The following is a 26,974-nucleotide window of genomic DNA, read 5'->3' as shown; positions in this document are numbered from 1 at the left end:
AAGCAGGTGACGCGGTGGATGGCACCGGCTTCGCCGGTGTTCGCGGGCAAGCCCGCTCCCACAGGGGCGCCGTTGTCGTTCATGCCTCGGCCTTGCGCACAACCTGTGAGAGCCGGCTTGCCGGCGATAGGGCCGGTGCAACCACCACAGCAGCCCGCGTCGGCCTCACATGCGGATGATCGCCTTCAACACAGTCTTGAAAGTCTCCAGTTGCTCCGCGCTGAACTGCCCGAACACCTTGTCTTGCTGCTCCTGGGCAATGGCCCACAGCGCCTCGGTTTCATCGACCCCCTTGATCGACAGCCGCACACGCCCCTCGTCATCGGCGATCAACCCCTTGCGCTTGAGGTTGGCGACAGCTTCCTCGATCTCCCGGGCCGGCATCGCCACCTCGCGCTGCAGCTCGTTCAGGCTCAGCCCGGCATCGTTCTCCAGCACCATCAGCATGCGTGCTTCGCTGGTGCGCAGGCCGGTGCACAGCTGACGTGGCTGGTAGTCGGCCTGGTAGGTGCGCAGGGCCTGGGTCATCAGGTAGTACAGGTTGTGTTGCAGGCGCCCCTGGAAGTGGCTGCTCGGCGCCTGCCCCTCGGCACGCTGGGTCATGCGGGTGTGCGGCAGCACCATCGAATAGGCACCCTGGTGATACAGCAACGGCGAGCGACCGAAGTCATCGAAAGCCACCACCTTGCCGACCAGGATCCAGTGATCGCCGCCGTCGAGCTGCTGGAACTTCTCGCACTGGAAACGCGCCGAGCAGTCAGCAAGCAGCGGCGCACCGCCGGCCCCCTGCGCGTAGTCGATCCCGGCGAAGCGGTCTTCCTTGGGGCGGGCGAAGTTGTTGGAAAGCTCGATCTGGTCGGCCGCCAGAACGTTCACGGCAAAGTGCGAAGCCTCTGCGAACACTTCGTGGCTGGTCGAGCGCTTGTCGATGCTCCACAGGATCAGCGCCGGCTCCAGCGACACCGAGTTGAAGCTGTTGGCGGTCACGCCGACCTTGCGGCCACTCGGCCCGGCCGCGGTGACCACGGTCACGCCGGTGGCGAAGTTGCCCAGGGCACGGCGGAAGGCGCGGGTATCGAAGCCAGGGGTGGTTGGGGTTTCGTTGGACATGCAAGACTCCCGGGCAGGCCAAGGGGACCTGCCCTGTTCGTTATTGTGGTTGTATCGGGGATCCGCCTGGCGGCGGCTCAGACCATCGTTGGATCGGGCTCCAGGCCCATCAGCTCGCGGCCAAGGATCTGCGCGCAGACGTCGTAGTCGGTGTAGGCGTGGGCGCCGGTCAGGTGCGCGTCACGGAACAGGCGCTGCATCTCGTTGCTGTCGAACCAGGCACCGCCACCGGCGGCTTCCATCAGGCGATCGACCGCCTGGATGCACATCTTCACCGCGTAGCCCTGGTTGGTGCGCCAGAAGGCCAGGGTGGCGCGTGACGGGTACTCGTGGCGCTCGCTGTAGTCGGCGATCTCGTCCCAGCTCTTTTCCAGCAGGGCCCGTGCGGCGGCCACCTGGTGCGTGGACTCGGCCAGGCGCATGAGCGCCGGCGTGGCCGCGCCGACGGCGGCGCCGGTGTAGGCGCGGACGCGGTTGCGGGTCTTCTCGCGGAACACCTCGAGCATGCGCTCGGCGACACCGAGGCTGACGGTCGAGAAACCACTGGCGAAGTAAGGGCGATACGGGGCGAAGAAGATCTTGCTGTCTGGATAGAGGCCGAAACCTGCCGACTTGCCCTCCATCATGTCCTTGGCTTTCTGGATACGGTGCTCGGGCACGAACGCCTCCCGCACGATCAGGGTCTTGCTGCCGCTGCCGCGCATGCCGACGGCATACCAGTCGTCACGGATTTCGTAATCGCTGCGTGGCAGGACGGCGAAGCAGTAATCCTGGGTGCCTTCGGCATTCTGACGACGGAAGCCCAGGATCGCCCACTCGGCGTGGTCGCAGCCGGAACTCCAGCCCATTTCGCCACTGAAGCGCACACCGCCTTCGACTTCTTCGGTGCGGCCGAACGGCGCGATGCTGCTGCTGGCCGTGGCGTCCGGGTTGGCACCCCAGACATCCTGCTGCAGCTTGGGCGAGAACATCGCCATCTGGTGGCTGTGGGTGCACAGCAGGCTCATGGCCCACGCGGTACTGGCACAGGCACCGGCCAGCAGCGCGATGCACTGGGCGAACTGTGGCAGGGAAATCTCCATGCCGCCGTACTGCTTGGGCAGGAACGCCCGGTGCATGCCGATGCTCTTCAACAGGGCGATATTCTCGGCAGGGACGCTGCGGTCCTGCTCTGCCCGGAAGGCATTGGCGGCAATGGTCGGCAGAATGGCTTTGAGGTCTTCCAGCAAGGGATTTGGCTTTTTCATGAACGGTCTCTTTATTATTGGATCGTCAGCGTGCAGGCCCGGTGCAGCAACGGGCAGCCGAAAAGTCTCGATGACACGTTCAGTATGTGGCGTTGAAAGTTGCCGAGAAATGCACGTTACAAGGGGAAAATTGTACTTTCCATGGTTTGGCGGATCGGCGTGGCGGAAGCATTTGACCGTGGCCCTGGCGATCACCAAAATCCCCTTCCAACAGCGCGCGACCTTCACGCGCCCCTGACGGAGTGACTTTGTTGAAAGCGCTTTCCCCCTCTGCGGCACGTGTCTGCGACGCCGCCGTCGGCCACTTCGCGCAATACGGCTACGACGCCTCCTCGCTGAACGAAATCGCCCAACGGGCGGGTATGCGCAAAGCCTCGCTGTACGCCCACTTCGCCAACAAGGATGCATTGTTCGTGGAGGTCTTCCAGCGTGCGCTGGCACACGAAACGGCGTTCGTCGAGCACGCCTTCCGGCAGGAAGCCGCAGACGATGTCGCCCCGGGGCATTGGCTGGTGCTGCACCTTGCCGAGCGCTACCAGGCATCGGCCAACCTGCGGTTCATCCTGCGCACGGCGTTCGCGCCCCCGGCCAGCATCAAGCCAATCGTCACCTCGGGCTTCGAACGCTACCTGGACCTTGTGCGCGAGGGTTTCTGCCAGGCCCTGCGCGCACGATACGGCTGGGCGCACACCCAGGACACCCGCCTGGAGGTCTATGCCGATGCATACCTGGGCATCATCGACAGCCTGCATGTGGAGCTGATGTACGCCGCCCCCGCCGTCTACGCCCGGCGCGCGGCATCGCTGCTGAAGATCCTCGACGACTCGCTGTCGCTGAACCCTTGAGCCGCTGGCCGTGGCGCTCGGCGCGTCACGGTTTGATCTTCTTCATGTCGTCGAGCAGTTGCATCAGTTGCTCGAGTTTCTCCTCACCGAACTGGCTGAGGATCTTTTCATAGTTGCGGCCCATCTCCTCGCTCATCGCCAGGAACGCCTGCTGCCCCTTGACCGTCAGGCTGATGAACACCCGTCGCTGGTCTTCCGGCGACTTGCGCCGGGTCACGATGCCATCGCGCTCGAGGCGTTTGAGCACGCCGCTCATGCTGGGCTTGAGGATGCAGGCGAGCTCAGCCAACTGATGGCTTTCCAGCTCGCCCTGCTGGCGCAGGATGCGAATCACCCGCCATTGCTGTTCGGTCAGGTCATGGGCGTTCAACGACGGGCGAAAGAACGCCATGGTGGCTTCACGCGCTTGCAGCAGGGTGAGCGTCAGGGAAGGTCTTGGTGTGGTCATGCGTACCTGGGCATCGTGAAAAAAGCGTGCTGGCGAGTATGCCAGCACGCGCTCGTGAGTACATTAACCAATCTGCCAGCATTCGATCATTCGAGGACCAGGCGGTAATGGCGCTTCTTGCCCAGGCTCACCCGCCATGCCTGGCGATCGGCAGGCAATGCCAGGTCCGCCGAGTGCACTACCTCACCCTCCAGACGCAAGCCGCCACCGTCGGCCAGGCGCCTGGCCGCAGCGCGCGAAGGCTGCAGGCCGGCCTGCACCAGCACCTCGGCCAGGCTCGGCACCGCCAGTGCGTCCCGAGCCAGGGTGATGGTGGTCAACCCGGCGCCCTCGCCCTGCCCGAACACGCCGCTTGCCGCCTCACGCGCCAGGCGCGCCGCCTCGGCACCGTGGGCCAAGGCGGTGACCTCGTCGGCCAGCAAGGCCTTGGCCTGGTTCAAAGCCGCGCCGCCTTCGCGAGTGAGCTCGGCAATCCGCGCCAGGGGCAGTTCGGTGAACAAGGCCAAAAAGCGCGGCACATCGCGGTCATCGCAATTGCGCCAGAACTGCCAGAAGTCGAAGCTCGGCAGGCGACGCTCGTCGAGCCATACCGCACCATTGACCGACTTGCCCATCTTCTTGCCGTCACTGCTGGTCAAAAGCGGCATGGTCAGGCCGAACAACTGGCGCTTGTCGCGGCGCCGGGCCAGCTCGACGCCGTTGATGATGTTGGCCCATTGGTCGGCACCGCCCAACTGCACGGTGCAGTCGTGCTGGCGGGCCAGTTCGGTGAAGTCGTGGGCTTGCAGCAAGGTGTAGCCGAACTCCAGGAACGACAGCGAATGCTCCCGGTCCAGGCGCTGGCGCACGGCGTCGAAGGTCAGCAGGCGATTGATCGAGAAGTAGCGGCCCACCTGGTCGAGAAACTGCAAGTAGCCAATGCCGTCGAGCCACTGCGCGTTGTCGACCACCAGGCCCGCGCCTTCCCCCAACTGCAGGTAGCGGCCGAAGGTGCGGGTGATGCCGGCGATGTTGGCCTGGATCTGCGTCTCGTCGAGGATTGGCCGGCTTTCGTCGCGAAAGCTCGGGTCGCCGATGCGCGTGGTAGCGCCGCCGATCAGCAGGATCGGACGGTGCCCGGCGCGCTGCAGCCAACGCATGAGCATCAGCCCCTGCAGGTGCCCGACATGCAGGCTGTCGGCCGTGGCATCGAAGCCCAGGTAGAAGGTCCGTGGCCCCTCCTGCAGGTGCGTACGCAAACCCTCGAGGTCGGTGCTCTGGTGAATGAAGCCCCTGGCTTGCAGGTGGCCGATCAGGTCGGTCTGTGGATCGCTCATGACAACTCCTTGGGTAAAGGCCCGAGGAGCGAGACACACGTCCAACCGCCTCGGGCGGATGACGTGCACGGGGCAACGACCGCCTCAGGTAGAGGTGGCGTAGCGACGGTAGCGTGGAAGGCTAATTAAGATATTCATGATGCGCATGATCAAGGAGTCTTCATCCAACGTCAAGTATGCCGCCTATACGCCGTATTGGCAGGCTGGTTAAACTCCATGGCATGCTCGGACAAGACACCTACCGATCGTTAGGTGCTCAATGACCCCACGTGCGAGCGCCCATCCGCGACGGCCCTACCACAACTCCAATTCAGCAGGCTGCGTCATGATCACCATCGAAACCCCGACCTACTACAGCGCAACCAAGAAGTACAACCTGAGCTTCCCCACCCTGGAAAGCGACATCGAGGCCGATGTCGTGGTCATCGGCGGGGGCTTCTCAGGGATCAATACCGCGTTGGAGCTGGCAGAGAAAGGCATCACCAACATCGTCGTGCTCGAGGCTCGCTACCTGGGTTTCGGCGGCACCGGGCGCAATGGAGGGCAGATCATGGCGGGCATCGGCCATGACCTGGAGAAGATCAGAAGCAGTGTCGGCGAGCAGGGCCTGAAGGCCATCTTCGAAATCAGCGAACTGGGCGCAGGCATCATCCAGGAGCGCATCGCCCGCTACGCCATCGATGCCGATTTCTGCCACGGCTATGGCTACATGGGCTTCAACCGCCGCCAGGAAAAGACCCTGCGCGCCTGGGAAAAGGACTTCAAGGCGATCAACCGCCGTGACGAGATCCGCTTCCTGGGCGGCTCGGAGGTTCGGCAGATCATCGGCAGCGACGCCTACACCAGCGCCTTGCTGCACATGGGCGCCGGCCACGTGCACTCGCTCAACCTGCTGCTGGGCGAAGCCCAGGCCCTGGTCGGCCACGGTGCGCGGATCTTCGAACACAGCCCGGCCCTGGAGGTGACCTATGGCGAGCGCATCAAGGTGCGTACGGGCCGCGGCTCGGTGCGCGCCAGCAAGCTGTTGTGGGCCTGCGACAGCTTCCTCAACAAGCTCGAACCGGAACTGCATGCACGCATCATCAACACCTACGCCTTCCAGTTGATGACCGAGCCGCTGTCCGATGAGCAGATCCTGCGCATCAGCCCGATCCGTGGTGCCTACAGCGATATCCGCCCGGTGATCGACTACTACCGGGTGACCCGTGAGAACCGCCTGCTGTTCGGTGCCGCCACCCCCTTCATCGAACGCATTCCGCTGGACCTCAAGGCCTGGAACCGCGCCCTGATGCTGAAGATCTTCCCCTACCTAAAGGACGTGCGCATCGACCTTGCCTGGGGCGGCCCGATGGCCACCAGCGCCAACCTGTTCCCGCAAATCGGCACACTGAGCAACCGTCCCAACGCGTTCTATGTCCAGGGCTATTCCGGCTTTGGCGTCACGCCCAGCCACATCATTTGCAAGATCCTCGCCGAGGGCATGCACGAAGGCTCCTCGCGCTATGACCTGATCAGTTCGGTCAAGCATGCGCGGATCCTCGGCAAGGAGCATTTCCGCCCGCTGCTGCTCACTGCCGGCAAGACCGTGCACCAGCTCTCGGGCTATTTCAACGGCCGTCGTTGAACCTTTCCTCTCACCACTGGAGAACTGCCATGACCCTTACCGCCGCCAAGCAAGGCGTACAACTGTCCGAACTCGACGACTGGGGCACTGTTGCCGACCTGGGCTCGGAAATCCTCGAAGGCGAAGTCAAGGCCTTCGGCAAGATGACCCACGGCGCACCGACCGACCCGGTCAGCAGTGCCTACTTCGGCACCACCCGCGGCACGTTCCGCATGGTCTATCCATTCGACGAGCAGGCGGTGATCGTCACCGGCGAAATCCAGCTGACCGACGAATCCACCGGCCAGGTCACCCGCTACAAGGCCGGCGATGCCTGGTTCGTCACCAAAGGCACGCCGGTGCTGTGGGAGGTGCTGAGCGAATCGTTCGTCAAGCATTACCTGGCCGTGGCCTGAGGCCGGTCGCTCGCGAAAACGCCGCCTGTGCCGGAGCACAGGCGGCGTTTTCGTTCGTCGGCAAGGCATGTGATCTTCAGGCCATGGCCTGCGCCCGGTAATCCTTGGGCGAGCGCTCGAACTGCTTCTTGAACGAGCGGCTGAAATGCGCCGAATCGGTGAACCCCCACTTGTAGGCGATCGAGGTGATCGACTCGCTTCTGAACAACGGGTTGGCCAGGTCGTCGGCGCTGCGCTGCAGGCGCGCACGCTGGATGTAGCGGCAGACGCTGTCGCCCTGCTCCTCGAACAGGCGGTACAGGTGCCGCACGGAAATGTTCAGCCGCCCCGCCAGGCTGGCCGGCGTGAGCCCGGGCTGGGACAGCGACTCGTCGATCACCTGCTGCACATAGCGGCGCAGGCTGGTCCCATTAAGGGTGCCAAGGTTGCAGGGGCTGGCACCACTGCGCTCGAAGCCTGGCTCGAGCAAGGCAATGAAAGCGCTCTGCAGTGCCTCGCCCTGGGCGCCATCGTCACTGCCGCTGCCCTCCTTGCACAACTGGTCCATCAGCATATGGAGCATGCGCCCGCAGGCATTGGTCGAGGAGATCTTGCCGAACATCGCGCCAGTGCCTTGCACATGCTTGCGCACCTGGTCCCGGGGCAGCGCCAGCGAGACATGCTCGATCAGGCCGTTGGGGGTGATCTCGCACGGCCCGACCGAGTCCATCAACAGCAGCTCGCCAGGTGCCAGGCTGACGCTCATGCCATCCTGCGCCACGCAGGCATGTCCTGCGCGCTGGCTGACCAAGAAGCAGTGCTGGTCATCATCGAGCGCGGGGTTTTCTCCCAGGCGACGGATCCTGCCGGCGTTGGTGCGCAGGTTGGCTACCGGCAGGCCGGCACGGGAGCAGGCGAACACCTCGCCGATGAACAGCGAGTGATTGGAGGCGAGCGACGTTTCGAAACGGCCGCAGATCTGCTGCATGGCCAGGGTCCAGCGTTCCAGCCCCTGGCGGTCGGGTTGTTGAGTGTGCATGGCTGCCCTCGACGCAGAATTTGTTGTTATGCATGCATTGATAACATGTTAACAATGCATGCACAACGGTCATCTTTCACCGAGAAAAACAGCAAGGGACATGCCAGCCTGGCTCAGATGCGTTGCAGCGACGCACTGAGCAAGGCCAGGCTGTTCGACAGATGCTCGCGCTGTTGCGGGCTGATCTGAAGGTAGCGGCGAAACGCCGGCATGCGGTTGACCACCTCGCTACCGCCCATGTGCTCCAGGCCCAGGCACCATTGCCCGCCAAGGCACTCCAGGGTCAGGCGTTTGAAATCCAGTGGCATCAGCGCCGCCTGCAATGCCCCATCGCTCAGCAGGTGGTCACGCACCTGGGCGAAGCGTGCCTTATCGCCGGCGCGATACACGCAGGCCACGCCGCTACGACGGACCGCACCGGTATGACGCAGCTGCAGCCGCACATCGCCCTGTTGCAGGGCCGGCACGCACAACTGGAATTCGCAGGTCACCACATGCATCAGCAGGTGCGCCTCGACGCGCTCGCGCACCTCGGCACGCCAGCCCTGCGCGGGGCCCTGAATCACCCCGGCAGCCGGCTCCAGCCAGTGCATGTCCAGTTGCCCGAGATTACGCGCCAGGTGCCCGAGCGTAACCCCGGGCCGGTAGCCGGCCGGGGCACGCGGGGCCAGCAGGCGCTCACGCAAACTTCTGATCATGCTGTACGTGCTCCACGGCCTGGCCCGGCTCGGCGGCGAACTCTTTCTCCAGTACATCCTCGACCCGCGCGGGCTTGAACGGGTTGATCTTCTGCACGCACAGCGTCCAGAACAGCGCATAGGCCGCAGTGCCGCCGAGCATGACGGCGAACGGCACATAGATGTCTGCCGGGTTCATCCCTGGCGGAGTGATGAACGCCATGCCGAGGAGGATGCCGGCACTGGAAACGATCTGCGGCAGCGGGAACAACGGCGAGCGATAGGCGCGAGGCAGATCGGGGCGGCGGATACGCAGGATCACCACCGACAAGGTCACCAGCAGGTAGGCGGTGCTCCAGGCGCATACGGCCGCCAGCACCAGGTGCAGGATGTTGTCCGGGTTGCCGCCCAGGTACCAGGCATGCAGGCACGGGATCAACGCCACCACCAGGATGCACAGCAGTGGCGTCTTGAAGCGTGGATGCAGATAGGTGAAGGCTTTCGGCAACGCGCCATCGACCGCCATGCCATAGAGGATGCGCGGCACACCGGCCATCAAGGTGTTGATGGTGGCGGCACCGGCGAACAGGAAGCCGATGCCCAGCCAGACGGGGCCGATATCCCCCATCACCTGCTCGGCGAAACGCGGGATGGCCATGGGCGTGTCGAGCAGGTGCAGGCCACTGGCGGCATCGAGCACGACGTTCTCCACTTGGCGCTTCATCGCTGCACCGTAGATGAACATGCAGCTGGCCACGCCGAACAGGCCCAGGGCCATCGCCCTGGGCAGCACCCAGGCCGAGCGGCGCAGCTCGGGCGCCAGCGGCGTGACGAACTCGCAGCCGACGAACATGAACATGGCCATGCCGATCAGCGAGAGGATGGTCATCAGGTCGGTACCGACCCGCGAGGCACCGAACGGCCCTTGCAACTCCACCGCCGGCGCGGCGACCAGGCCCAACACGCCGAACACCATGAGGGTGCTCCACATGCCGAAGGTCAAGATCACTTCCGCGCGGCTGAACGCGCTGACTCCGAAGGCGTTGAGCACCGCGAACGCGAGCACGAAGCAGACCCCGAGCAGCCACGAGCCACCGGCGGACTCGGCCAGGGTATTGAGGTGCTCGAAGTTCACCAGCGCCATCACCCCGGCCAGGATCGTCTCGGCGGTGCCTGCGAACACATGCACGATCAGGTACGCCGACAACGTACCGGTGATCGCGAAGAAACGGCCCATGCCGCAATTGATGTAGTCGTAGACGGAGCCGGTGGTCGGCAGGATCGAGGCCGCCTCGGCGAAGGTCGTGGACTGCGCCAGCATCATCAGCGCGGCGATGACCATGGCGATGGCGAAGGCGCCGCCGCCGATACCGAAGCCCATGGTCGCGGTGAGGATCACCGGGCTGGCCATGATCAGCCCTACGGTACTGGCCAGCGCTGTGGGGAAACCGACACTGCCCCGGTTGAGATGCTCGGTGAGCGTGTTGTTGAGTGACATCGTTGTGCCCCGGTTTGTTGTTATGGCGTTGAACGCAGCAAGCGAACCTGCACGCACGGCGGTTGCCTGCCTCCCTGCGTGGCTACTGTGCGCCGCGCATGGCATGGCGTCTTGCCGATGGCTGCCGTGGGCTTTGTTGCTGGCTGCCATGGAGTTGTCATTGGGGGCCGCTTCGCGCCCCGTGGCAGGCAGAGTCATGGTGCTGTCACGGGGACACAAGACCGGCACCACACCGCTCACTATGCTCGAACGCTTTGGCGGCCTGCCGGCCGATCCTCACCTGCCCCTCTGGAGTTCCCATGAGCGACATCCCCCTGCTTCCTTCCGTCAACGCATTCCTGGCCCGCGACCATGGCCTGTTCGTTCACGGCCGGGCCGTGGCCAGCCAAGGCGGCGAGAAGATCGCCGTGGTCAACCCGGCCAACGGCCAGACCATCGCCCATATCGCCGACGCCAACCAGGCCGACGTCGACCAGGCCGTGGCCTCGGCCCGCCAGGGTTTCACCCACTGGTCGCGCACCAGCCCGGCAGCCCGCGCCGCGGTATTGTTCAAGCTGGCCGACCTGCTGGAAGCCAACCGCGAAGAGCTGGCTCAGCTGGAAACCTTGCAGTCGGGCAAGCTGATCGGTATTGCCCGCGCCTTCGAGGTCGAGCAGGCCGCACACTTCTTGCGCTACTACGCCGGCTGGGCCACCAAGATCACCGGCCAGACCATCACCCCTTCCCTGCCCTCGTTCGCCGGCGAGCGCTACAGCGCATTCACCCTGCGCGAACCGATCGGCGTGGTGGTCGGCATCGTGCCGTGGAACTTCGCCACCATGATCGCCATCTGGAAGCTGGCCTCGGCCCTGACCTCCGGCTGCAGCATCATCATCAAACCCAGCGAGTTCACGCCCCTGACCCTGCTGCGCGTCGCCGAACTGGCCAGCGAAGCCGGCTTGCCGGCCGGCGCGCTCAATGTGCTGACCGGCGGCGGCCTGGTGGGCAAGGCACTGGTCGAGCACCCGGGCACCGACAAGGTATCGTTCACCGGCTCCGTGCCCACCGGCATCGCCGTGGGCCAGGCCGCCATGGGCGCCAAGCTCACCCGAGCCACACTGGAGCTGGGCGGCAAGAACGCGGTGGCCTTCCTGCCCGATGTGGGCATCGACAAGGCGGTCGACGGCATCATCGAGGCCGGCTTCCTGCACGCCGGGCAGATCTGCGCCGCCGGCGAGCGCTTCTACGTGCACCGCTCGCGCATCGACCCGCTGCTCGATGCCCTGTCCCAACGCCTGGGCCAGTTGAAGATCGGCTCGCCGCTGGACGAGTCCACCCAGTTCGGGCCAGTGGCCAACAAGCCACACCAGCAGAAGCTGGCCGAACTGTTCGCCACTGCACGCGCCGAAGGCAGCCAGATCATCCACGGCGGGAACATCGGCGATGGCCCGGGCTGCTTCGTCGAGCCCACCGTGATTCTCGCCAGAAGCGCCAACGACACGCTGCTCAACCAGGAAACCTTCGGCCCGGTAGCCACCTTCCTGCCCTATGACAACGAAGATGAGTTGCTGCAGTTGATGAACGCTTCGCCCTACGGCCTGAGCGCCAGCCTGTGGACCAACGACCTGGGCAAGGGCATGCGCCTGATCCCGGAAATCCAGGCCGGTACGCTGTGGGTCAACATGCACACCTTGCTCGACCCGGCAGTGCCTTTCGGCGGCATCAAGGCGTCCGGCATCGGCCGTGAGTTCGGCTCGGCGTTCATCGACGACTTCACCGAACTCAAGTCGGTGATGATCCGCTACTGAAGCTCCGGGCGACACGCTCGCCCCGATCACGTTGTCGCCCTCCTGCTCTGTTTCTGGCCAAGGCGTGCAAGCGCCTTGGCAGCCACGAACAAGACCCCGCCCTAGCCGACACGCGCTAATAAGCCGTCGCTGCCAACCGCGACGGCCCTCGCCGAAACGGGGTGCCCACGTACAACAAAAGCGCCTGGCAAGGCGCGCATGACAACGAGGGAAGAGCAATGGTCAAACCACGAACGCTGTCCACCCTGGCCCTGGCGACACTGCTCGCCAGCCAGGCCGCGCCGGCCTACGAGCTGTATGCCGACGACGACAGCCAGCTGAATGCCGACATGCTCGCGGTCTGGGGCATGTTCAACAGCCGCAAGAACTACGACGGCACCCCGGGCGGCTCGACCTGGCGCGAGGGCTTCCTCCAGTACGGCCTGAGCGGCCACCAGGGGCTGGCGGGCAACGGCACGCTGTACGGCGCCCTGAACTGGGTGAGTTCCGCCACCTGGGGCGATGGCGATGCGGCCGGCAACACCGACGGCTCCGAACGCACCACCAAGATCGAGGACGCCTACCTTGGCTGGCGCTCGGGCGACCTGCTGCCGCGATTGGGCAAGGACGGCGTGGACATCTCCGCCGGCCGCCAGGTGATTCGCCTGGGCAGCGGCTTCCTGATCAACGACGACGGCCCCAACCTGGGCAACGGCGTGGCCGACGGCGCACTGGACCGGGGCGGCGCCTACTACCTGGCCGCCCGCCATGCCTTCGATCGCACGGCGATGCTGCGCTTAGGTGGCGAGGACGGCCTGCACGGCAGCCTGTTGTGGCTCAAGTCCGACAACCGCGCCCAGGCTGAGACCGAGCTGGCCGCAGGCACCCTGGACTACGCCCATGCCCTCGGCACCCTGGGCCTGACCTGGATCCACGGCATCGATGTCAGCGACCGGTGGGCCAGCGACTTCCAGAAGGCCCGGGCCGGGATGGATGTCTACAGCGTGCGCGGCGAAGGCAACGCCGGCATCGACAATGCCAGCTTCGCCTTCGAGTATGCCTGGCAAGACAAACACGACGGCCCCGAGCAGGCCTGGTACCTGCAGGCCGGCTACACCTTCGCCGACCTGCCCTGGGCTCCGCAGTTGACCTACCGCTACACCCGCTACTCGGCAGGCTGGGACTCGCTGTTCAGCGGGCTGTCCAGTGGTTACGGCACCTGGTTCCAGGGCGAGGTCGCCGCCAACTACGCCGGCCCCTTCAACAGCAATACCGGCATCCATCACGTCGGCCTGAAGGCGACACCGCTGGAAAACCTCACGGTCGGCGCCCTGTACTTCGACTTCGATACCCTGCGCACCCGCGACAGCCTCGACCTCGATGCCCGCGAGCTCGATGTCTACGTGGAGTGGACGGTCACCGAGCACCTGATCGTCAGCCCGTTGGTGGGCCTGTACCAGCCACGCAAGGACCAAGGCAATGGCGGCAACCAGGTAGGCGGCAACGGCACCAACGTCTACAGCCAATTGACCGTGGCAATTCCCTTCTAAAGCAGCCGCATCGACACCCACGGGCCCCTGCGCCAGGCGCGCCCGTGTTCGATCGCCAACTCAAGCCATGGCACGGATGGTCAATCCCGCTGGCAGGCTGACACAAGACGACCTACCCGTCGTTAGCGAAACTGCACATCAGCCTACGACGACCTGACCACCCTCTCCTCTTGGTCGAACCACAACAAAAAACCCGACTGCAGCGGTGCCATCCGAGCCGCCTGCGCTGTGAGATCCGCTATGACCCTCGACACCCGAATCGACTTCATCTACCTCAGCGAACAAGACATGATCCGCGCCGGCGTGACCGACATGCCCGCCTGTGTCGACACCATGGAGGAGATGTTCGGCCTGCTCTACCAGGGCGACTACCGCATGGCCGGCCCGAACAACGACTCCCACGGTGCGATGATCACCTTCCCCGAGCATTCGCCGTTCCCGCACATGCCAAAGCCCACCGCGGACCGGCGCATGATGGCCATGCCCGCCTACCTGGGCGGCAACTTCCGTACCGCCGGCGCCAAATGGTATGGCTCGAACATCGCCAACCGGGAAAAGGGGCTGCCCCGCTCGATCCTGATGTTCACCCTCAATGACGCCGATACCGGCGCCCCGCTGGCACACATGTCGGCCAACCTGCTGTCGGCGTATCGCACCGGTGCCATTCCTGGGGTTGGCGCCCGTCATCTGGCACGCCAGGACGCCAAGGTCATCGGCCTGGCCGGGCCTGGCGTCATGGGCAAGACCACCGTTGCCGCGTTCATGGCGGTATGCCCCTTGATCGACACGATCAAGATCAAGGGACGCGGCCAGAAGAACCTGGATGATTTCGTTGCCTGGGTCGAACAGACCTTCCCGCAGATCGTCGACATCCAGGTCGTACAGACCCTGGAGGACGTCGTGCGTGGCTCCGACCTGGTCAGCTATTGCAGCTCGGGCGAAGTCGGCGACCCTTCCACCTATCCCCTCGTGCGGCGCGAGTGGGTCAAGCCAGGCGCCTTCCTGGCCATGCCCGCCCCGTGCAGCATCGACGAGGGCATGGAGCGGGTGGACGTGCGCAAGGTGGTGGACAACACCGGCCTCTACCAAGCCTGGTTCGAAGAGTTGCCCAAGCCTGCCCACAACCACGTGCCACTGGTGGGCGTGCGCTTCATGGACATGATCGCCGAAGGCAAGCTCGCCCCGGAACAGGTGGAAGACATCGGCAAGATCATCAGCGGCGAAGCGCCTGGCCGCCTGGACGACGAGGAAATCATCCTCATGTCGGTAGGCGGTATGCCCGTGGAAGACGTCGCCTGGGGCACCGTGGTCTACCGCAACGCGATCGAGAAAGGCATCGGCGTGAAGCTCAACCTCTGGGAAAAACCCGTTCTCAGCTAACCCCTGCGCAACCCCCTCGAAAGGTTACCCCATGATGCAGATCACCAAACTCAAGACCGGCTCCACATTCGAAGACATGGCCAGCTACTCTCGCCTGGTCGTAGTCGACGACTGGATCTACGTATCCAACACCGCAGGGCGCAACCCACAGACCCAGGTCATTCCGGAAGATGTCATCGACCAGGCCCACCAGGTCTTCGCCAATATCGAAGCCGCGCTGGCGGCAGTCGATGCCAGCCTGGCGGACGTCATCTGCTCCCGCGTGTTCATCCAGGACCCAAGCGATGTGCCGCGCGTGATGGAGGTGATCGGCGAGAAATTCCGTGGCATCGATCCCGCCACCACGGTCACCTGCCCACCGCTTGGCTCGACCGTGTACAAGGTCGAGCTGGAGGTCACCGCCTACCGCGGTGCATCCAGTGCACACGTGTCGATGATCCGCCTCGGCCAGTGATACGCCAGGCCTCATGACTGCCCCCGTTCGATCCGCCCGTGAGTGACGCCATGCCTCCTACCATCGATCCCGTTCACACCAGTGCCGCCCATCCTCGTTCGACTACGGTCGTCATCATTGGCGCAGGCATCATCGGCCTGACCGCCGCACTCACCCTCGCTGAACGCAATATTCCCGTGGTGGTGTTGGAAAAAGGCCGAATCGCGGGCGAGCAGTCGTCGCGTAACCTAGGCTGGGTACGCAAGACCAATCGCCATGCCCATGACATGCCCCTGGCGTTGGCGGCCGACCAACTCTGGGCGGGCATGCCCGAACGTGTGGGGGCCGATGTCGGATACCGCCAGGCAGGCATCATGTTCATCAGTCGTAACGAGACCCAGATGGGCCTGCACGAGAGCTGGCTAAAGAGCGTAGGGGGCCTGAACCTGGACTCCCGCCTGCTTAGCGGCAAGGAAATCGCCCAGCTGGTGCCCGGTGGCCGGGCCAACTGGGCTGGCGGTATCTATACCCCTTCGGACGCCCGCGCAGAACCGACCCTGGCCTCCAGCGCCATCGCCCGAGCAGCCATCGCCAAGGGGGCGGTGATCGTGGAAAACTGCGCAGTCCGTACACTGGTAACGGCTGCGGGGAGGGTGAGCGGGGTCATGACTGAGCGCGGCGAGATAAGCTGCGACCAAGTGCTGCTTGCCGGTGGCTTGTGGTCACGCAAATTCCTGGGCAACCTGAAAATCAACCTGCCCACATTACCGTTGACGTGCTCGGTACTGCGTACCGAGCCGATGGAGGGGCCGACCGACATCGCCGTGGGCGCTCCGGACTTTTCGTTCCGCAAGCACAAGGACGGAGGGTTCATCATCACTCAGCGTGGCGCGCTGGATGCGTTTCTGACCTTGGACCACTTGCTCCTGGGAAAACGCTACCTGCCTCAGCTGCGAACGCAGCGTGATGTCCTGCGTATCAGTTTCGGCAAGCACTTCTTCAAGGATCTGGCCCTGGCTCGACGCTGGAATGCCACAGAGGTGACCCCCTTCGAACGTGTACGGATCCAGGACCCGCAAGCTAACCCGGCCCTGAACGATGAAGCCATGCGCAACTTGAAGGCTGCATGGCCCGAATTCGAGCAAGCCCGCATCGCCTCGGCCTGGGCCGGCACCATCGATGTCACACCGGATTCCAACCCAGTGATCGGTGCAGTCCCCAACATTCCTGGGCTTACCTTGGCGACCGGATTCTCGGGGCATGGTTTCGGTACGTCACCCGCGGCAGGTCAACTGGCAGCCGACCTGGTTTCGCAGCATCCCCCCCTGATCGACCCGAGCCCCTATCGTTTCGAGCGTTTCGCATGAGAAGAGCCCTGTCTCTCACCTCGTAATCAGGGTCTAGGTTTAGACATCCTGGTGCGCAAGGCCTGGGGCAAGCGCCCCTACCCCTGCTGCGCCACCGCCCCGATGAAATTCGCCAGCTCCGGCGTTCTCGGCGCAGCGAACACCTCCCGCGGGTTGCCTGTCTCATGCACCTTGCCTTGGTGCATGAACACCAGCTTGTCACCCACCTCTCGGGCGAAGCGCATTTCGTGGGTGACCATGATCAGGGTCATGCCCTCGCTGGCCAACTGGCGCACCACGCCGAGCACTTCGTTGACCAGCTCCGGGTCGAGCGCCGAGGTGATCTCGTCGCATAGCAGCACCTTGGGCGACATGGCCAGCGCCCGGGCGATCGCCACCCGCTGTTGCTGGCCACCGGAGAGGCGATCCGGGTAGGCCTCGAACTTGTCGCCCAGGCCGACCCTGGCCAACATCCGTTCGGCCAGTTGGCGGGCCTCGGCCTGGCCTGCCTTCTTCACCACCTGGGGGGCGAGCATGACGTTCTCGCCCACGGTCAGGTGCGGGAACAGGTTGAACTGCTGGAACACCATGCCGACCTTCTGCCGCAGCGAACGCAAGTCGGCGCGGCTGGCATCGAGGTACTCGCCGTCCACTTCGATCACCCCGTCGCTGATCGACTCCAGACCATTGAGGGTGCGCAGGAAGGTACTCTTGCCGGAACCGCTACGGCCGATGATGGCGACCACCTCGCCCTCCTCGATGCTCAGGTCGACGCCCTTGAGCACATGGTTGTCGCCGTAGTACTTATGCAATGCAGACACTCTAAGCAGGGGCATGCAGCCTCCTTTCCAGGTAACGGGCGCTCAGCGAGAGCGGATAGCAGAGGATGAAGTAACCCACGGCCACCAGGCCGTAGATCAGGAAGGGTTCGAAGGTGGCGTTGGCGAGCATGCCGCCGGTCTTGGTCAGTTCGGTGAAACCGATGATCGAAGTCACCGCCGTGCCCTTGACCACCTGCACCGAGAACCCCACGGTGGGCGCGATGGCGATGCGCAGCGCCTGGGGCAGGATGACGTGGCGCAATTGCTCCAGGCGCCCCATCGCCAGGCTGCCGGAGGCCTCCCACTGGCCATGCGGGATAGACGCTACGCAACCCCGCCAGACCTCGGCCAGAAAGGCACTGGTGAACAGCGTCAAGGCGATGGCCGCCGCCATCCACGCCGACACATCGATGCCGAACAGGGCAATGCCGAAGAACACCATGAACAGTTGCATGAGCAGCGGCGTGCCCTGGAACAGTTCGATGTAGCCCTTGGCCACACCACGCAGCAATCGGTTGTCGGAAATCCGGGCCAGCAGCAACGCCAGGCCGACGACACCACCGCACGCGAACGCCACCAGCGACAACAGCAAGGTCCATTGCAACCCCACGAGCAGGTTGCGCACGATATCCCACAAGGTGAAATCCATTCAGCGTCTCCCCATCAGCAAGCGCTGCCCCATCCAGGCCAGCAGCTGGCGCACCAGGATGGCCATGCCCAGGTACAGGACGGTCGTCAGCAGGTAGGTCTCGAAGGCGCGGAAGTTGCGCGACTGGATGAAGTTGGCGGCGAACGACAATTCCTCGGTGGCGATCTGCGAACACACCGCCGAGCCGAGCATGACGATCACGATCTGGCTCGACAGGGCCGGCCACACCTTGGCCAGCGCCGGCTGCAACACCACGTGGAGGAACGCTTCGAAACGGCTCATGGCCAGCGCCGCAGCGGCCTCCAGTTGCCCCTTGGGGATGGCCTGGATGCCCGCGCGAATGATCTCGGTGGAATAGGCACCGAGGTTGATCACCATGGCCAGCACCGCCGCCTGCCACTCCGTCAGCCGCACGCCCAGCGACGGCAAGCCGAAGAAGATGAAGAACAGCTGGACGATGAACGGTGTGTTGCGGATCAGTTCCACGTACAGGCCGAACAGCGCATCGAACGGCCGCAGCCGCCAGGCGCGCACCACCGCGCCGAGCACGCCGATGGCGATCCCGAACAGGGTGCCGACCGCCGTCAGCTGAAGCGTGAACAGTGCACCCTCGAGCAGCAGGTCGCCCTGGGCCAGCACAGGGGCGAAGTCGAATTGATAGGCCATGGGTCAACGACTCCAGGTGCCGTTCACAGGTCGGCCGGGAGCGGCTGCTTCAGCCACTTCTCGGCATTGCGCCCAAGGCTGCCGTCGGCCTTGGCCGCATCCAGGGTGGCATTGACCTTCTCCAACAGCGCCGGCTCCTGCTTGGCCAGGCCCACATACACCGGCGAGTCCTTGAGCTTGACCTTCATCACCGGCACCTTGGTCGGGTTCTTCTCGGCAATGACGGCCATCACCACGCTGCCGCTGGCGATCAGCTCGACCTGGCCCGACAGGTAGGCGGCGATGGTCGAGTTGTTGTCCTCGAAACGCTTGATGATCGCGCCCTGGGGCGCGACGGCGGAGAGCTCCATGTCTTCGATCGAGCCACGGGTGACGCTGATGGTCTTGCCGGCCACGGCGCCGATGTCGTCGATCGCCGTGTCGGCCGGCCCGAATACTGCCAGGTAGAACGGCGCATAGGGGCGGGAGAAATCGATCACGGCTTCTCGCTCTGGGTTCTTGCCCAGGCTGGAGATCACCAGGTCGACCTTGCCGGTGGTGAGAAAGGGAATACGGTTGGTGCTGTTGACCGGGGTCAGGGCCAGCTTGACGCCGAGCTTGTCGGCCAACAGTTGCGCGGTGTCGATGTCCAGCCCACGGGGCTTGAGGTCTGGGCCTACCGAGCCGAAGGGCGGGAAGTCCTGGGGCACGGCCACTTTCAGCACGCCACGGGCAGTGATGTCGGCCAGGGCGTCGGCCTGGGCCTGGGGCAAGGCCAGAGCGCTACCGCAGAACAGGGTGGCCAGGAGCAACGAGCGGAAGTTTTTCATGGGAATGCCTCGAAGGTGAGCACAGAGGTTGCCTGCCCTGGTCAGTGCACAGCCCGTGCCAGCCTTGCCCGCATGCACCGGCAAGGCATCGCGGGCAAGGCCTCGCACGGTCTTACTGGTCTGAACAGTTGCGCAGCGCATGTACCAACAGGTTCATCGCCGCGCACTGCTTTCGTGCAATCGCCCATGGGCCTGCGCCAGTGCAGCGCAAGGCTTGCCAGGCAACGGGCAAAGCCTTTACAAAGCGCAGACAACCTCCGCCGACGGGCCTGAACCGATGCTCGATACTCTTCCCCGCGCAGTCCCGGAAATCGCCTTGCACGCCATCCGAAAGCTGATCCAGGAAGGCAACTACCAACCCGGCGACGCCCTGCCCTCCCAACGCGAGCTGGCCGACCAGCTCGGGGTCAGCCGTGCCTCCCTGCGCGAAGCGCTGTCTTCCTTGAGTGCGCTAGGGCTGGTGAGCGTGCAGCCGGGCAAGGGGGTGTTCGTCCAGGCGCCGGCCAGCCCTGCCTCCGCCGGCTTCTCCTGGCCCTATGCCGAGCAGGTGTCCGCTGCCGATACCTTCCAGTTGCGTTATGCGCTGGAAGGGTTCGCCGCGGGCCTGGCGGCCCTGTCCCTGACGGCTGCGGACATCGACGAGCTGGAGGCCAACGTCGAGGCGATGCGCCTGCAACTGCGCGCCGGCCATTTCGACGCCGCCGCCCGCCTCGACTTCGCCTTCCACCGCCGCCTGCTGGAGGCCAGCGGCAATCGCGCCATGCTGCAGGTGATCACCGCCAGCCAGGACATCTTCCTGGAGAGCCAGAAGCTGCCGTTCATTCGCCCGGAACGGGCCATGGAAACCTGGCAGGAACACCGCAAGATCCTGCGCCAGCTCGCCCGTCGCAACCAGGCCGGGGCGCAACGCGCGATGCAGGAGCACATTCGCAATGCGGCATCGCGGACGGGTGTGGTGTTTTCGGCGATCTAGGGGGAAGCAGAAGCGGTGCGGCGTTCAGTTCTCGCACCGCTTGTAGCTACTGCGCACAGCTCTCCAGAAAGGTCGCCGAAGGCACGAAAAACAGCCCGCCCGTGACGGCACGGCTATAGTCCAGCAGTCGATCGTAATTTCCTGGTGGCCTGCCGATGAACATGTTTTCGAGCATTTCCTCGATGGGTTCGGGCGAGCGGGCATAGCCAATGAAATAGGTGCCGAACTCTCCTGCCCCTGGGCGCCCGAACGGCATGTTGTCGCGAAGTATCTTCACTTCCTGGCCATCCTTTTCGAGGGTGGTCAGCGAACTGTGCGAGCAACTGGGCTTTACCGATGCATCCAACTCGATATCCGAGAGCTTGGTCCGCCCGATGATATGTTCCTGCTCGGTGGTGGAAAGCCCGTTCCATCCCGCCATGTCATGCAGGTACTTCTGCACGAGCACGTAGCTGCCGCCCGCGAACGGGGCGTCTTCGTCACCGACGAGGGTGAACTTGCCGAGCTCGCGGCCGCTCGGATTTTCCGTACCGTCGACAAAACCGATGATGCTGCGCATGTCGAAGTAGCGAAACCCCTGGACTTCATCGACCACCGTCACGGCACTGCCCAGGCGCGTCATGATCTGCGAGGCCAGCTCGAAGCACAGGTCCATGTGCTCGGCACGGATATGCAGCAGGATGTCACCGGGCGTCGCCACGGCCACACGCCCGCCGCTACCGATTTCACGGAATGGATGCAGCGATGCAGGGCGCGGCGCGCCGAACAACGCTTCCCACACCGAGGCACCGAAGCCCATCACGCAGGAGAGGTTGCCGGCCGGTACGCGCTTGCCGACCGAACGGACCAGGGCGGCAACGTCGCCACAGAGCGAACGCACGCTATCGCGGTTGTCACTGCCAGGCTTCAGGGTGGCCACGATGAAGAGGGCACTGCGGGTAATCGGGGTATCGACAGCTTGAGGCTCGATCTCGGAAACGTTCATTTCACTTCCCTCACCATGAGGATTCGCGTTGTTGCATCGGTATAGCACAGGCTGCATAGGCAATAAAAATCTTCACCCAGGTCTCTTCCTTTCATAGACAACTCCTATCAATTCATCCATACAAACAATTGGACTGCTTCAATTTGCCTCAGCTAATTTCCGCCGCCCCATGATCCGCTACCCCTCTACGGCGCTATCGCTCGCCACCCAGCACCGACGCCGTCATACTTTTACCTTGAGTCGTTGAAATGCCTGTGAACACCCCCTCTCAGATTGCCGCACTGGTCGTTGAAACCGGTGTCAAGAAAGCCCACCTACCGACCGCTTCGACAATCATCCTGGGCTTTTTGGCCGGTGCGTTCATTTCACTGGGGTTTCTTCTGGCGATCCACGTCAGCACCCTGATTCCAGCCCCCTGGGCCTCCCTCGGCACCCTGCTTGGCGCAGCGGTATTTCCCATGGGCCTGATCCTGGTGATTCTCGCCGGCGGAGAGCTGTTGACGGGCAACATGATGACCTTGCCCATGGCCCTGTTCGCCAAACGGGTCCGACTCAGCGCAGTGGCCCGCAACTGGCTGCTGGTCACCTTGGCCAATCTTCTCGGCGCGCTGTTCGTCGCCTACTGCTTCGGCCACCTGCTGGGCCTTGCCGAAGGCCCCTTCCTGGCCAAGACGCTGGCGGCGGCGAACGCCAAGGTGAATACCGATTTCCTCCATGCGTTCATTTCCGGCATCGGCTGCAACTGGCTGGTGTGCCTGGCCGTCTGGCTGTCCTATGCCAGCAAGGACGTCAGCGGCAAGATCCTGGGCATCTGGTTCCCGATCATGGCCTTCGTCGCCATTGGCTTCCAGCACGTGGTGGCCAACATGTTCCTGATCCCTGCGGCCATTTTCGCCGGCGAATTGGGCTGGGCCCAGTTCGCCGAGAACATCGCCGCGGTGTTCCTCGGCAATGCGGTCGGCGGTGCGGTGTTCGTCGGGCTGGCCTACTACCTGTCGTACGGCCCGGTCCTGGCTTGCCCGCCGGAACAGCAGCCAGCGCCCTAGGCCCCATCGCCTGCAGGCAGGGGCTGTGACCCGGTCAGTGGTAGGCATCCCCTGCTTGCACCTTGCCGCGAAACACGTGGTAGCTCCAGAACGTATAGACCAGGATGATCGGAATGATGAACAACGCTCCGATCAAAGCGAACAGCTGGCTCGACAGCGGCGAGGCGGCCTGCCAGAGGTCGATGCCAGGCGGCACGATGTTCGGCCAGATACTGATCGCAAGGCCCAGGTAACCGAGGAACACCAGGGCCACCACGCCAATGAACGGCAGGTGCGAGTGGCGCCTGCGCAGCGTCTTCTGGATCAACACCACCGACAGCACCGCCAGGGTGGCGATCACCACGGAGCGAACCCAATGGCTGCCGGCGAACCAACGCTGGGCGATATCGGCATGCAGCCAGGCAGTCCAGGCACAGATCACCGCGATGACGATCGCCAGCAGGTAGAGCAGCGGGCGGCTGTAGTGGCGCATGCGCGACTCCAGCATGCCGTCGGTCTTGATCAGCAGCCAGGTGCTGCCCAGCAGCGCATAGGTCAGGATCAGCCCGACGCCACAGAACAGCGGGAACGGCGCCAACCAATCCAGGGCGCTGCCGGCGAACTGGCGATTCTCCACGGGGATGCCCGAGATGTAGGTGCCGATGGCAACGCCCTGGAAGAACGTGGCTAGGACAGAGCCCCCGATGAACGCCTTGTCCCAGAGGTGGCGCTTGCGCGGGTGCGCCTTGAAGCGGAACTCGAACGCCACGCCGCGGAAGATCAGCCCCGCCAACACCAATACCAACGGCAGGTAGAGCGCTTCGAGAATCACCGAATAGGCCAGGGGAAACGCCCCATACAGCGCCGCTGCGCCGAGCACCGCCCAGGTCTCGTTGCCATCCCACACCGGCGCCACAGTGTTCATCATCACGTCGCGCTCGCGGGAATCACTGATAAGGGGAAACAGGATCCCCAGGCCCAGGTCGAAGCCATCCATGATCACGTACATCATCAGGCCAAAAGCGATGATCACGCCCCAGATGATCGACAGGTCGATACCTTGAATTGCCATGGTTCAGCTTCCTCTCAATCCGCTACCGACAGCGGACGACGCGCTGTCGCAAGTTGGCCCGGTGCATCGGGCGATACGTACTCCTCGTGTGTCTTCGGCCCTTTGCGCACCAGGCGCATCATGTAGCCGATGCCCACCGTGAACACCGAGAAGTAAATGAGGACGAACAGTGCCAGGGTCACGCTCATCTGCGCGGCGCTGTGATTGGACGCCGCTTCGGTGGTGCGCAACATGCCGTACACCACCCAGGGTTGGCGACCGACCTCGGTGGTGAACCAGCCGGCCAGCAGGGCGATCAACCCCGACGGCCCCATGAGCAGGGCGAACCACAGGAATGCCTTGTTGCGGTACAGGGCCCCGTTGCGCCGCAGCACCAGCGCCAGCAGCGCGCAGGCCAGCATCAGCATGCCCAGGCCGGCCATGAGCCGGAAGCTCCAGAAGACGATCGTGGAGTTGGGGCGATCCTCCTTGGCGAAGCTCTTGAGCGCGGGGATCTGCTTGTCCAGGCTGTGGGTCAGGATCAGGCTGCCCAGGTACGGCACCTCCAGGCTGTAACGGGTCTTCTCGGCATCCATGTCTGGCAGCCCGAACAGCACCAGGGGCGAGGCCTCGCCCGGGACATTCTCCCAGTGGCCTTCGATGGCCGCGATCTTCGCGGGTTGATGCTCCAAGGTGTTCAGGCCATGGGCATCGCCGACCACCACCTGCACGGGCGTGGCCACCAGGATCATCCACATGGCCATCGACAGCATCTTGCGTACCTGTGGCGTGTCGCGGCCACGCAGCAAGTGCCAGGCGCCCGAGGCGCCGACGAACAGGGCCGTCGAGAGGAACGCCGCCAGCGCCATGTGCGCCAGGCGGTAAGGGAACGACGGGTTGAAGACGATCTTGAACCAGTCCACCGGCGCGACCCGCCCATCGATGATCTCGATGCCCTGCGGGGTCTGCATCCAGCTATTGGACGAGAGGATCCAGAACATCGAGATGAGCGTGCCGATGGCCACCATGACCGTGGCGAAAAAGTGCAGCTTGCGCCCTACCCGGTCCCAACCGAACAGCATGACGCCCAGAAAGCCTGCTTCCAGGAAGAACGCCGTCAACACCTCGTAGGTGAGCAATGGCCCTGTCACGCTGCCCGCGAAATCGGAAAAGCGCGCCCAGTTGGTGCCGAACTCGTAGGCCATGACCAGGCCCGAGACCACGCCCATGCCGAAGTTGACGGCGAATATCTTCGACCAGAAGTGATACAGGTCCCTGTATACCGGGTTGCTGGTCTTCAACCAGCACCCTTCCAGTACGGCCAGGAAGCTTGCCAGGCCAATGGTGATGGCCGGGAAGATGATGTGAAACGAGACCGTGAAGGCGAACTGAATCCGCGCCAGGTCCAGCGCATCTAGATTCGACATGACAATATCCTCGTAGGCCCTCTGCTGAAGGCCTACCCGAAGAAGGAACGTGAGGGTTACTCGGCGACGGTGTGGATCAGGTTGTCCGGCCGTGACTTCTCGAGCGTGATGGCGATGAATTTCGACGTAGGCGTGAACGTCCGGTCACCGTAGCTTTCCAGGGGCACCAGCGGGTTGGTCTCCGGGTAGTAGGCCGCGGCCTGCCCCTCGGGCAGGTCGTAGGGCACCAGGCGGAAACCCGACACCCGTCGCTCGCGCCCGTCCTCCCACAGCGACACCATGTCCACGTGCTCGCCAGGCTCGAAGCCCAGGCGGCGGATGTCCGCCTCGTTGACGAACACCACCTCGCGCAGGCCGAACACGCCCCGGTAGCGGTCGTCCAGGCCATACAGGGTGGTGTTGTACTGGTCGTGGGAGCGCAGGGTCTGCAGGATCAGGTCTGGGCGCTCGCCGCGCTCGAGAACGGTCTCGTTGACCAGTTGCGCCGGCAGCTCGCTCGGCGTGAACTGCGCCTTGCCGGTTGCGGTATGCCATTGCCGCTCGGCAGCCGCATTGCCCAGGTGGAAACCGCCCGGTTGTTGCAGGCGGGTATTGAACTGCTCGAAGCCTGGGATCGTGTCGGCGATCAGGTCACGGACGCGCTTGTAGTCGCCGATCACCCAGTCCCAATCGATGGGGTGGTCGCCCAGGGTGGCCTTGGCCATGCCGGCGATGATCGCCGGCTCCGAGCGCAGGTGCGGCGAGCGCGGTTTCAACTGGCCATGGGAGATGTGCACCATGCTGAAGGTGTCTTCCACGGTGACGCCTTGCGGCCCCTCGGCCTGCAGGTCGATTTCCGTCCGGCCGAGGCACGGCAGGATCAGCGCGTCACGCCCGGTCACCAGGTGCGAGCGGTTGAGCTTGGTGGCGATGTGCACGGTCAGGTCGCAGTTGCGCAGTGCCGCATGGGTGCGCGGGGTGTCCGGCGTCGCCTGGGCGAAGTTGCCGCCCAGGGCGATGAACACCTTGGCCCGTCCCTCCTCCATGGCCTTGATCGCCAGCACGGCGTTGTGCCCATGTTCGCGGGGCACCTCGAACTGGAAGCGCCACTCGATGGCATCGAGCAGTCGTGCCGGAGGCTGTTCGTCGATGCCCATGGTGCGGTCGCCCTGCACGTTGCTGTGGCCACGCACCGGCGACAGGCCTGCACCGGGCTTGCCGACGTTGCCGCGCAGCAGTTGCAGGTTGACGATCTCCTGCACGGTGGGCACCGAGTGACGGTGCTGGGTCACGCCCATCGCCCAGCACATGATCACCCGCTCGGCCTTGCGGTACATGCGTGCGGCCAACTCGATCTCGGCCTGGCTCAGGCCGGATTGCTCGATGATGTGCGCCCAGGGCGTGGCGTCCACCGCCGCCAGGTAGGCGTCGATACCACTAGTGTGCTCGGCGATGAAGGCATGGTCGAACACCGCTGGCTCGCCCTTGGCCTGGGCCTCGCGCTCCCACTGCAGGAGGTACTTGGCGATACCGCGCATCACCGCCATGTCGCCGCCCAGGGCCGGACGGAAGTAGGCGGTGTTGGTCGGTTCGGAACCGTTGCTGAGCATCTCGAGCGGATGTTGCGGGTGCTGGAAGCGCTCCAGCCCACGCTCCTTGAGCGGGTTGAAGCACACCACCTGCGCACCTCGCTTGACCGCCTCGCGCAGCGGTTCGAGCATGCGCGGGTGGTTGGTGCCGGGGTTCTGGCCGATGACGAAGATCGCGTCAGCCAGTTCCAGGTCATGGAACACCACGGTGCCCTTGCCAACCCCGAGGGTGCTGTTCATGCCCACGCCACTGGCCTCGTGGCACATGTTCGAGCAGTCGGGGAAGTTATTGGTGCCGTAGGCACGGACGAACAGCTGGTAGAGGAACGCCGCCTCGTTGCTGGCCC

General features: G+C 64.3%; 25 protein-coding genes. 10 read left to right on the top strand and 15 right to left on the bottom strand.

Annotated elements, in window-relative coordinates:
- Nucleotides 1–165: 165 nt before the first annotated feature.
- The gene (locus WCE05_RS23420; RefSeq protein ID WP_368816658.1) at nt 166–1,110 is read right to left on the bottom strand and encodes a p-hydroxyphenylacetate 3-hydroxylase reductase component; all 945 of its coding nucleotides are present in this window, start codon (nt 1,108–1,110) and stop codon (nt 166–168) included.
- Nucleotides 1,111–1,187: 77 nt separating this feature from the next.
- A complete protein-coding gene (locus WCE05_RS23415) occupies nt 1,188–2,357 on the bottom strand; it encodes a p-hydroxyphenylacetate 3-hydroxylase oxygenase component (protein ID WP_225788999.1) in 1,170 nt (389 codons plus the stop codon).
- Nucleotides 2,358–2,608: 251 nt separating this feature from the next.
- Here WCE05_RS23415 and WCE05_RS23410 point away from each other — a divergent pair, with 251 nt between their 5' ends.
- A complete protein-coding gene (locus tag WCE05_RS23410; protein WP_368816657.1) occupies nt 2,609–3,202 on the top strand; it encodes a TetR/AcrR family transcriptional regulator in 594 nt (197 codons plus the stop codon).
- 25 nt (nt 3,203–3,227) lie between these two features.
- On the opposite strand, the gene hpaR is transcribed toward WCE05_RS23410, so the two are convergent.
- The gene (gene hpaR / locus WCE05_RS23405) at nt 3,228–3,650 is read right to left on the bottom strand and encodes a homoprotocatechuate degradation operon regulator HpaR (RefSeq protein WP_225788997.1); all 423 of its coding nucleotides are present in this window, start codon (nt 3,648–3,650) and stop codon (nt 3,228–3,230) included.
- 86 nt (nt 3,651–3,736) lie between these two features.
- Complete coding sequence (tyrS, locus tag WCE05_RS23400; RefSeq protein WP_253105255.1) at nt 3,737–4,966, bottom strand: tyrosine--tRNA ligase; 1,230 nt, start codon at nt 4,964–4,966, stop codon at nt 3,737–3,739.
- 325 nt (nt 4,967–5,291) lie between these two features.
- Between tyrS and WCE05_RS23395 the strand changes: the two genes are divergently transcribed.
- A complete protein-coding gene (locus WCE05_RS23395) occupies nt 5,292–6,590 on the top strand; it encodes an FAD-binding oxidoreductase (protein WP_225788995.1) in 1,299 nt (432 codons plus the stop codon).
- A gap of 29 nt (nt 6,591–6,619) precedes the next feature.
- Complete coding sequence (locus WCE05_RS23390; RefSeq protein WP_225788994.1) at nt 6,620–6,985, top strand: cupin domain-containing protein; 366 nt, start codon at nt 6,620–6,622, stop codon at nt 6,983–6,985.
- 76 nt (nt 6,986–7,061) lie between these two features.
- Here the strand turns inward: WCE05_RS23390 and feaR are convergent, their stop codons facing one another.
- The 3 genes from feaR to WCE05_RS23375 all read right to left on the bottom strand — a co-directional run bounded on the left by feaR (nt 7,062) and on the right by WCE05_RS23375 (nt 10,178).
- Nucleotides 7,062–8,003, bottom strand: a complete 942-nt coding sequence (gene feaR, locus WCE05_RS23385; protein WP_368816656.1) for a transcriptional regulator FeaR — start codon at nt 8,001–8,003, stop codon at nt 7,062–7,064.
- Between the two features lie 113 nt (nt 8,004–8,116).
- The gene (locus WCE05_RS23380; protein WP_368816655.1) at nt 8,117–8,701 is read right to left on the bottom strand and encodes a DUF3156 family protein; all 585 of its coding nucleotides are present in this window, start codon (nt 8,699–8,701) and stop codon (nt 8,117–8,119) included.
- Nucleotides 8,682–10,178 carry an APC family permease gene (locus tag WCE05_RS23375; RefSeq protein WP_225788991.1) on the bottom strand — a complete coding sequence of 499 codons (1,497 nt, stop codon included), beginning with the start codon at nt 10,176–10,178 and terminating at the stop codon, nt 8,682–8,684. Before WCE05_RS23375 ends, WCE05_RS23380 begins: the two co-directional genes overlap by 20 nt.
- A 299-nt stretch (nt 10,179–10,477) precedes the next feature.
- Here WCE05_RS23375 and WCE05_RS23370 point away from each other — a divergent pair, with 299 nt between their 5' ends.
- The 5 genes from WCE05_RS23370 (at nt 10,478) to WCE05_RS23350 (ending at nt 16,674) form a co-directional block, all read left to right on the top strand.
- On the top strand, nt 10,478–11,965 hold the full coding sequence (locus WCE05_RS23370; RefSeq protein WP_368816654.1) for an aldehyde dehydrogenase family protein: 1,488 nt from the start codon (nt 10,478–10,480) through the stop codon (nt 11,963–11,965).
- A gap of 218 nt (nt 11,966–12,183) precedes the next feature.
- Nucleotides 12,184–13,494 carry a hypothetical protein gene (locus WCE05_RS23365; protein ID WP_368816653.1) on the top strand — a complete coding sequence of 437 codons (1,311 nt, stop codon included), beginning with the start codon at nt 12,184–12,186 and terminating at the stop codon, nt 13,492–13,494.
- 240 nt (nt 13,495–13,734) lie between these two features.
- On the top strand, nt 13,735–14,874 hold the full coding sequence (locus WCE05_RS23360; protein ID WP_225788988.1) for a tyramine oxidase subunit B: 1,140 nt from the start codon (nt 13,735–13,737) through the stop codon (nt 14,872–14,874).
- A 31-nt stretch (nt 14,875–14,905) separates the two neighbouring features.
- Nucleotides 14,906–15,328, top strand: coding sequence for a RidA family protein (locus WCE05_RS23355; protein ID WP_368816652.1), 423 nt, complete (start codon nt 14,906–14,908; stop codon nt 15,326–15,328).
- Nucleotides 15,329–15,378: 50 nt separating this feature from the next.
- A complete protein-coding gene (locus tag WCE05_RS23350) occupies nt 15,379–16,674 on the top strand; it encodes an NAD(P)/FAD-dependent oxidoreductase (protein ID WP_368816651.1) in 1,296 nt (431 codons plus the stop codon).
- A gap of 77 nt (nt 16,675–16,751) precedes the next feature.
- Here WCE05_RS23350 and WCE05_RS23345 read toward each other — a convergent pair whose 3' ends face one another.
- From WCE05_RS23345 to WCE05_RS23330, 4 genes are read right to left on the bottom strand one after another with little or no spacing between them, the layout of a single operon-like run.
- Nucleotides 16,752–17,489 carry an amino acid ABC transporter ATP-binding protein gene (locus tag WCE05_RS23345; protein WP_368816650.1) on the bottom strand — a complete coding sequence of 246 codons (738 nt, stop codon included), beginning with the start codon at nt 17,487–17,489 and terminating at the stop codon, nt 16,752–16,754.
- The gene (locus tag WCE05_RS23340) at nt 17,476–18,123 is read right to left on the bottom strand and encodes an amino acid ABC transporter permease (RefSeq protein WP_368816649.1); all 648 of its coding nucleotides are present in this window, start codon (nt 18,121–18,123) and stop codon (nt 17,476–17,478) included. The genes WCE05_RS23345 and WCE05_RS23340 overlap by 14 nt, the downstream gene beginning before the upstream one ends.
- Nucleotides 18,124–18,789, bottom strand: coding sequence for an amino acid ABC transporter permease (locus WCE05_RS23335; protein ID WP_225788983.1), 666 nt, complete (start codon nt 18,787–18,789; stop codon nt 18,124–18,126).
- Between the two features lie 23 nt (nt 18,790–18,812).
- Nucleotides 18,813–19,598 carry a transporter substrate-binding domain-containing protein gene (locus WCE05_RS23330; RefSeq protein ID WP_225788982.1) on the bottom strand — a complete coding sequence of 262 codons (786 nt, stop codon included), beginning with the start codon at nt 19,596–19,598 and terminating at the stop codon, nt 18,813–18,815.
- Between the two features lie 277 nt (nt 19,599–19,875).
- Here WCE05_RS23330 and WCE05_RS23325 point away from each other — a divergent pair, with 277 nt between their 5' ends.
- Complete coding sequence (locus WCE05_RS23325; protein WP_225788981.1) at nt 19,876–20,571, top strand: FadR/GntR family transcriptional regulator; 696 nt, start codon at nt 19,876–19,878, stop codon at nt 20,569–20,571.
- A 46-nt stretch (nt 20,572–20,617) separates the two neighbouring features.
- Here WCE05_RS23325 and WCE05_RS23320 read toward each other — a convergent pair whose 3' ends face one another.
- Entirely contained in the window at nt 20,618–21,556 is a 939-nt protein-coding gene (locus tag WCE05_RS23320; RefSeq protein ID WP_253081715.1) for a Dyp-type peroxidase, read from the bottom strand.
- 248 nt (nt 21,557–21,804) lie between these two features.
- On the opposite strand from WCE05_RS23320, the gene WCE05_RS23315 reads away from it, so the two are divergent.
- A complete protein-coding gene (locus WCE05_RS23315) occupies nt 21,805–22,602 on the top strand; it encodes a formate/nitrite transporter family protein (protein ID WP_225788979.1) in 798 nt (265 codons plus the stop codon).
- 34 nt (nt 22,603–22,636) lie between these two features.
- Here the strand turns inward: WCE05_RS23315 and cydB are convergent, their stop codons facing one another.
- The 3 genes from cydB to WCE05_RS23300 all read right to left on the bottom strand — a co-directional run.
- On the bottom strand, nt 22,637–23,653 hold the full coding sequence (gene cydB / locus WCE05_RS23310; RefSeq protein ID WP_368816648.1) for a cytochrome d ubiquinol oxidase subunit II: 1,017 nt from the start codon (nt 23,651–23,653) through the stop codon (nt 22,637–22,639).
- Between the two features lie 14 nt (nt 23,654–23,667).
- Complete coding sequence (locus tag WCE05_RS23305) at nt 23,668–25,059, bottom strand: cytochrome ubiquinol oxidase subunit I (protein ID WP_368816647.1); 1,392 nt, start codon at nt 25,057–25,059, stop codon at nt 23,668–23,670.
- A gap of 56 nt (nt 25,060–25,115) precedes the next feature.
- Nucleotides 25,116–26,974, bottom strand: a 1,859-nt coding sequence (locus tag WCE05_RS23300; protein WP_368816646.1) for an FdhF/YdeP family oxidoreductase, incomplete at its 5' end; no start/stop codon positions are given.

It is taken from the genome of Pseudomonas sp. I2 (assembly GCF_040984075.1).
Taxonomy (GTDB): Bacteria; Pseudomonadota; Gammaproteobacteria; order Pseudomonadales; family Pseudomonadaceae; genus Aquipseudomonas; species Aquipseudomonas guariconensis_B.
Note: the sequence above shows the minus strand (reverse complement) of the source record. Positions and strands in the feature narration are given on the sequence as shown.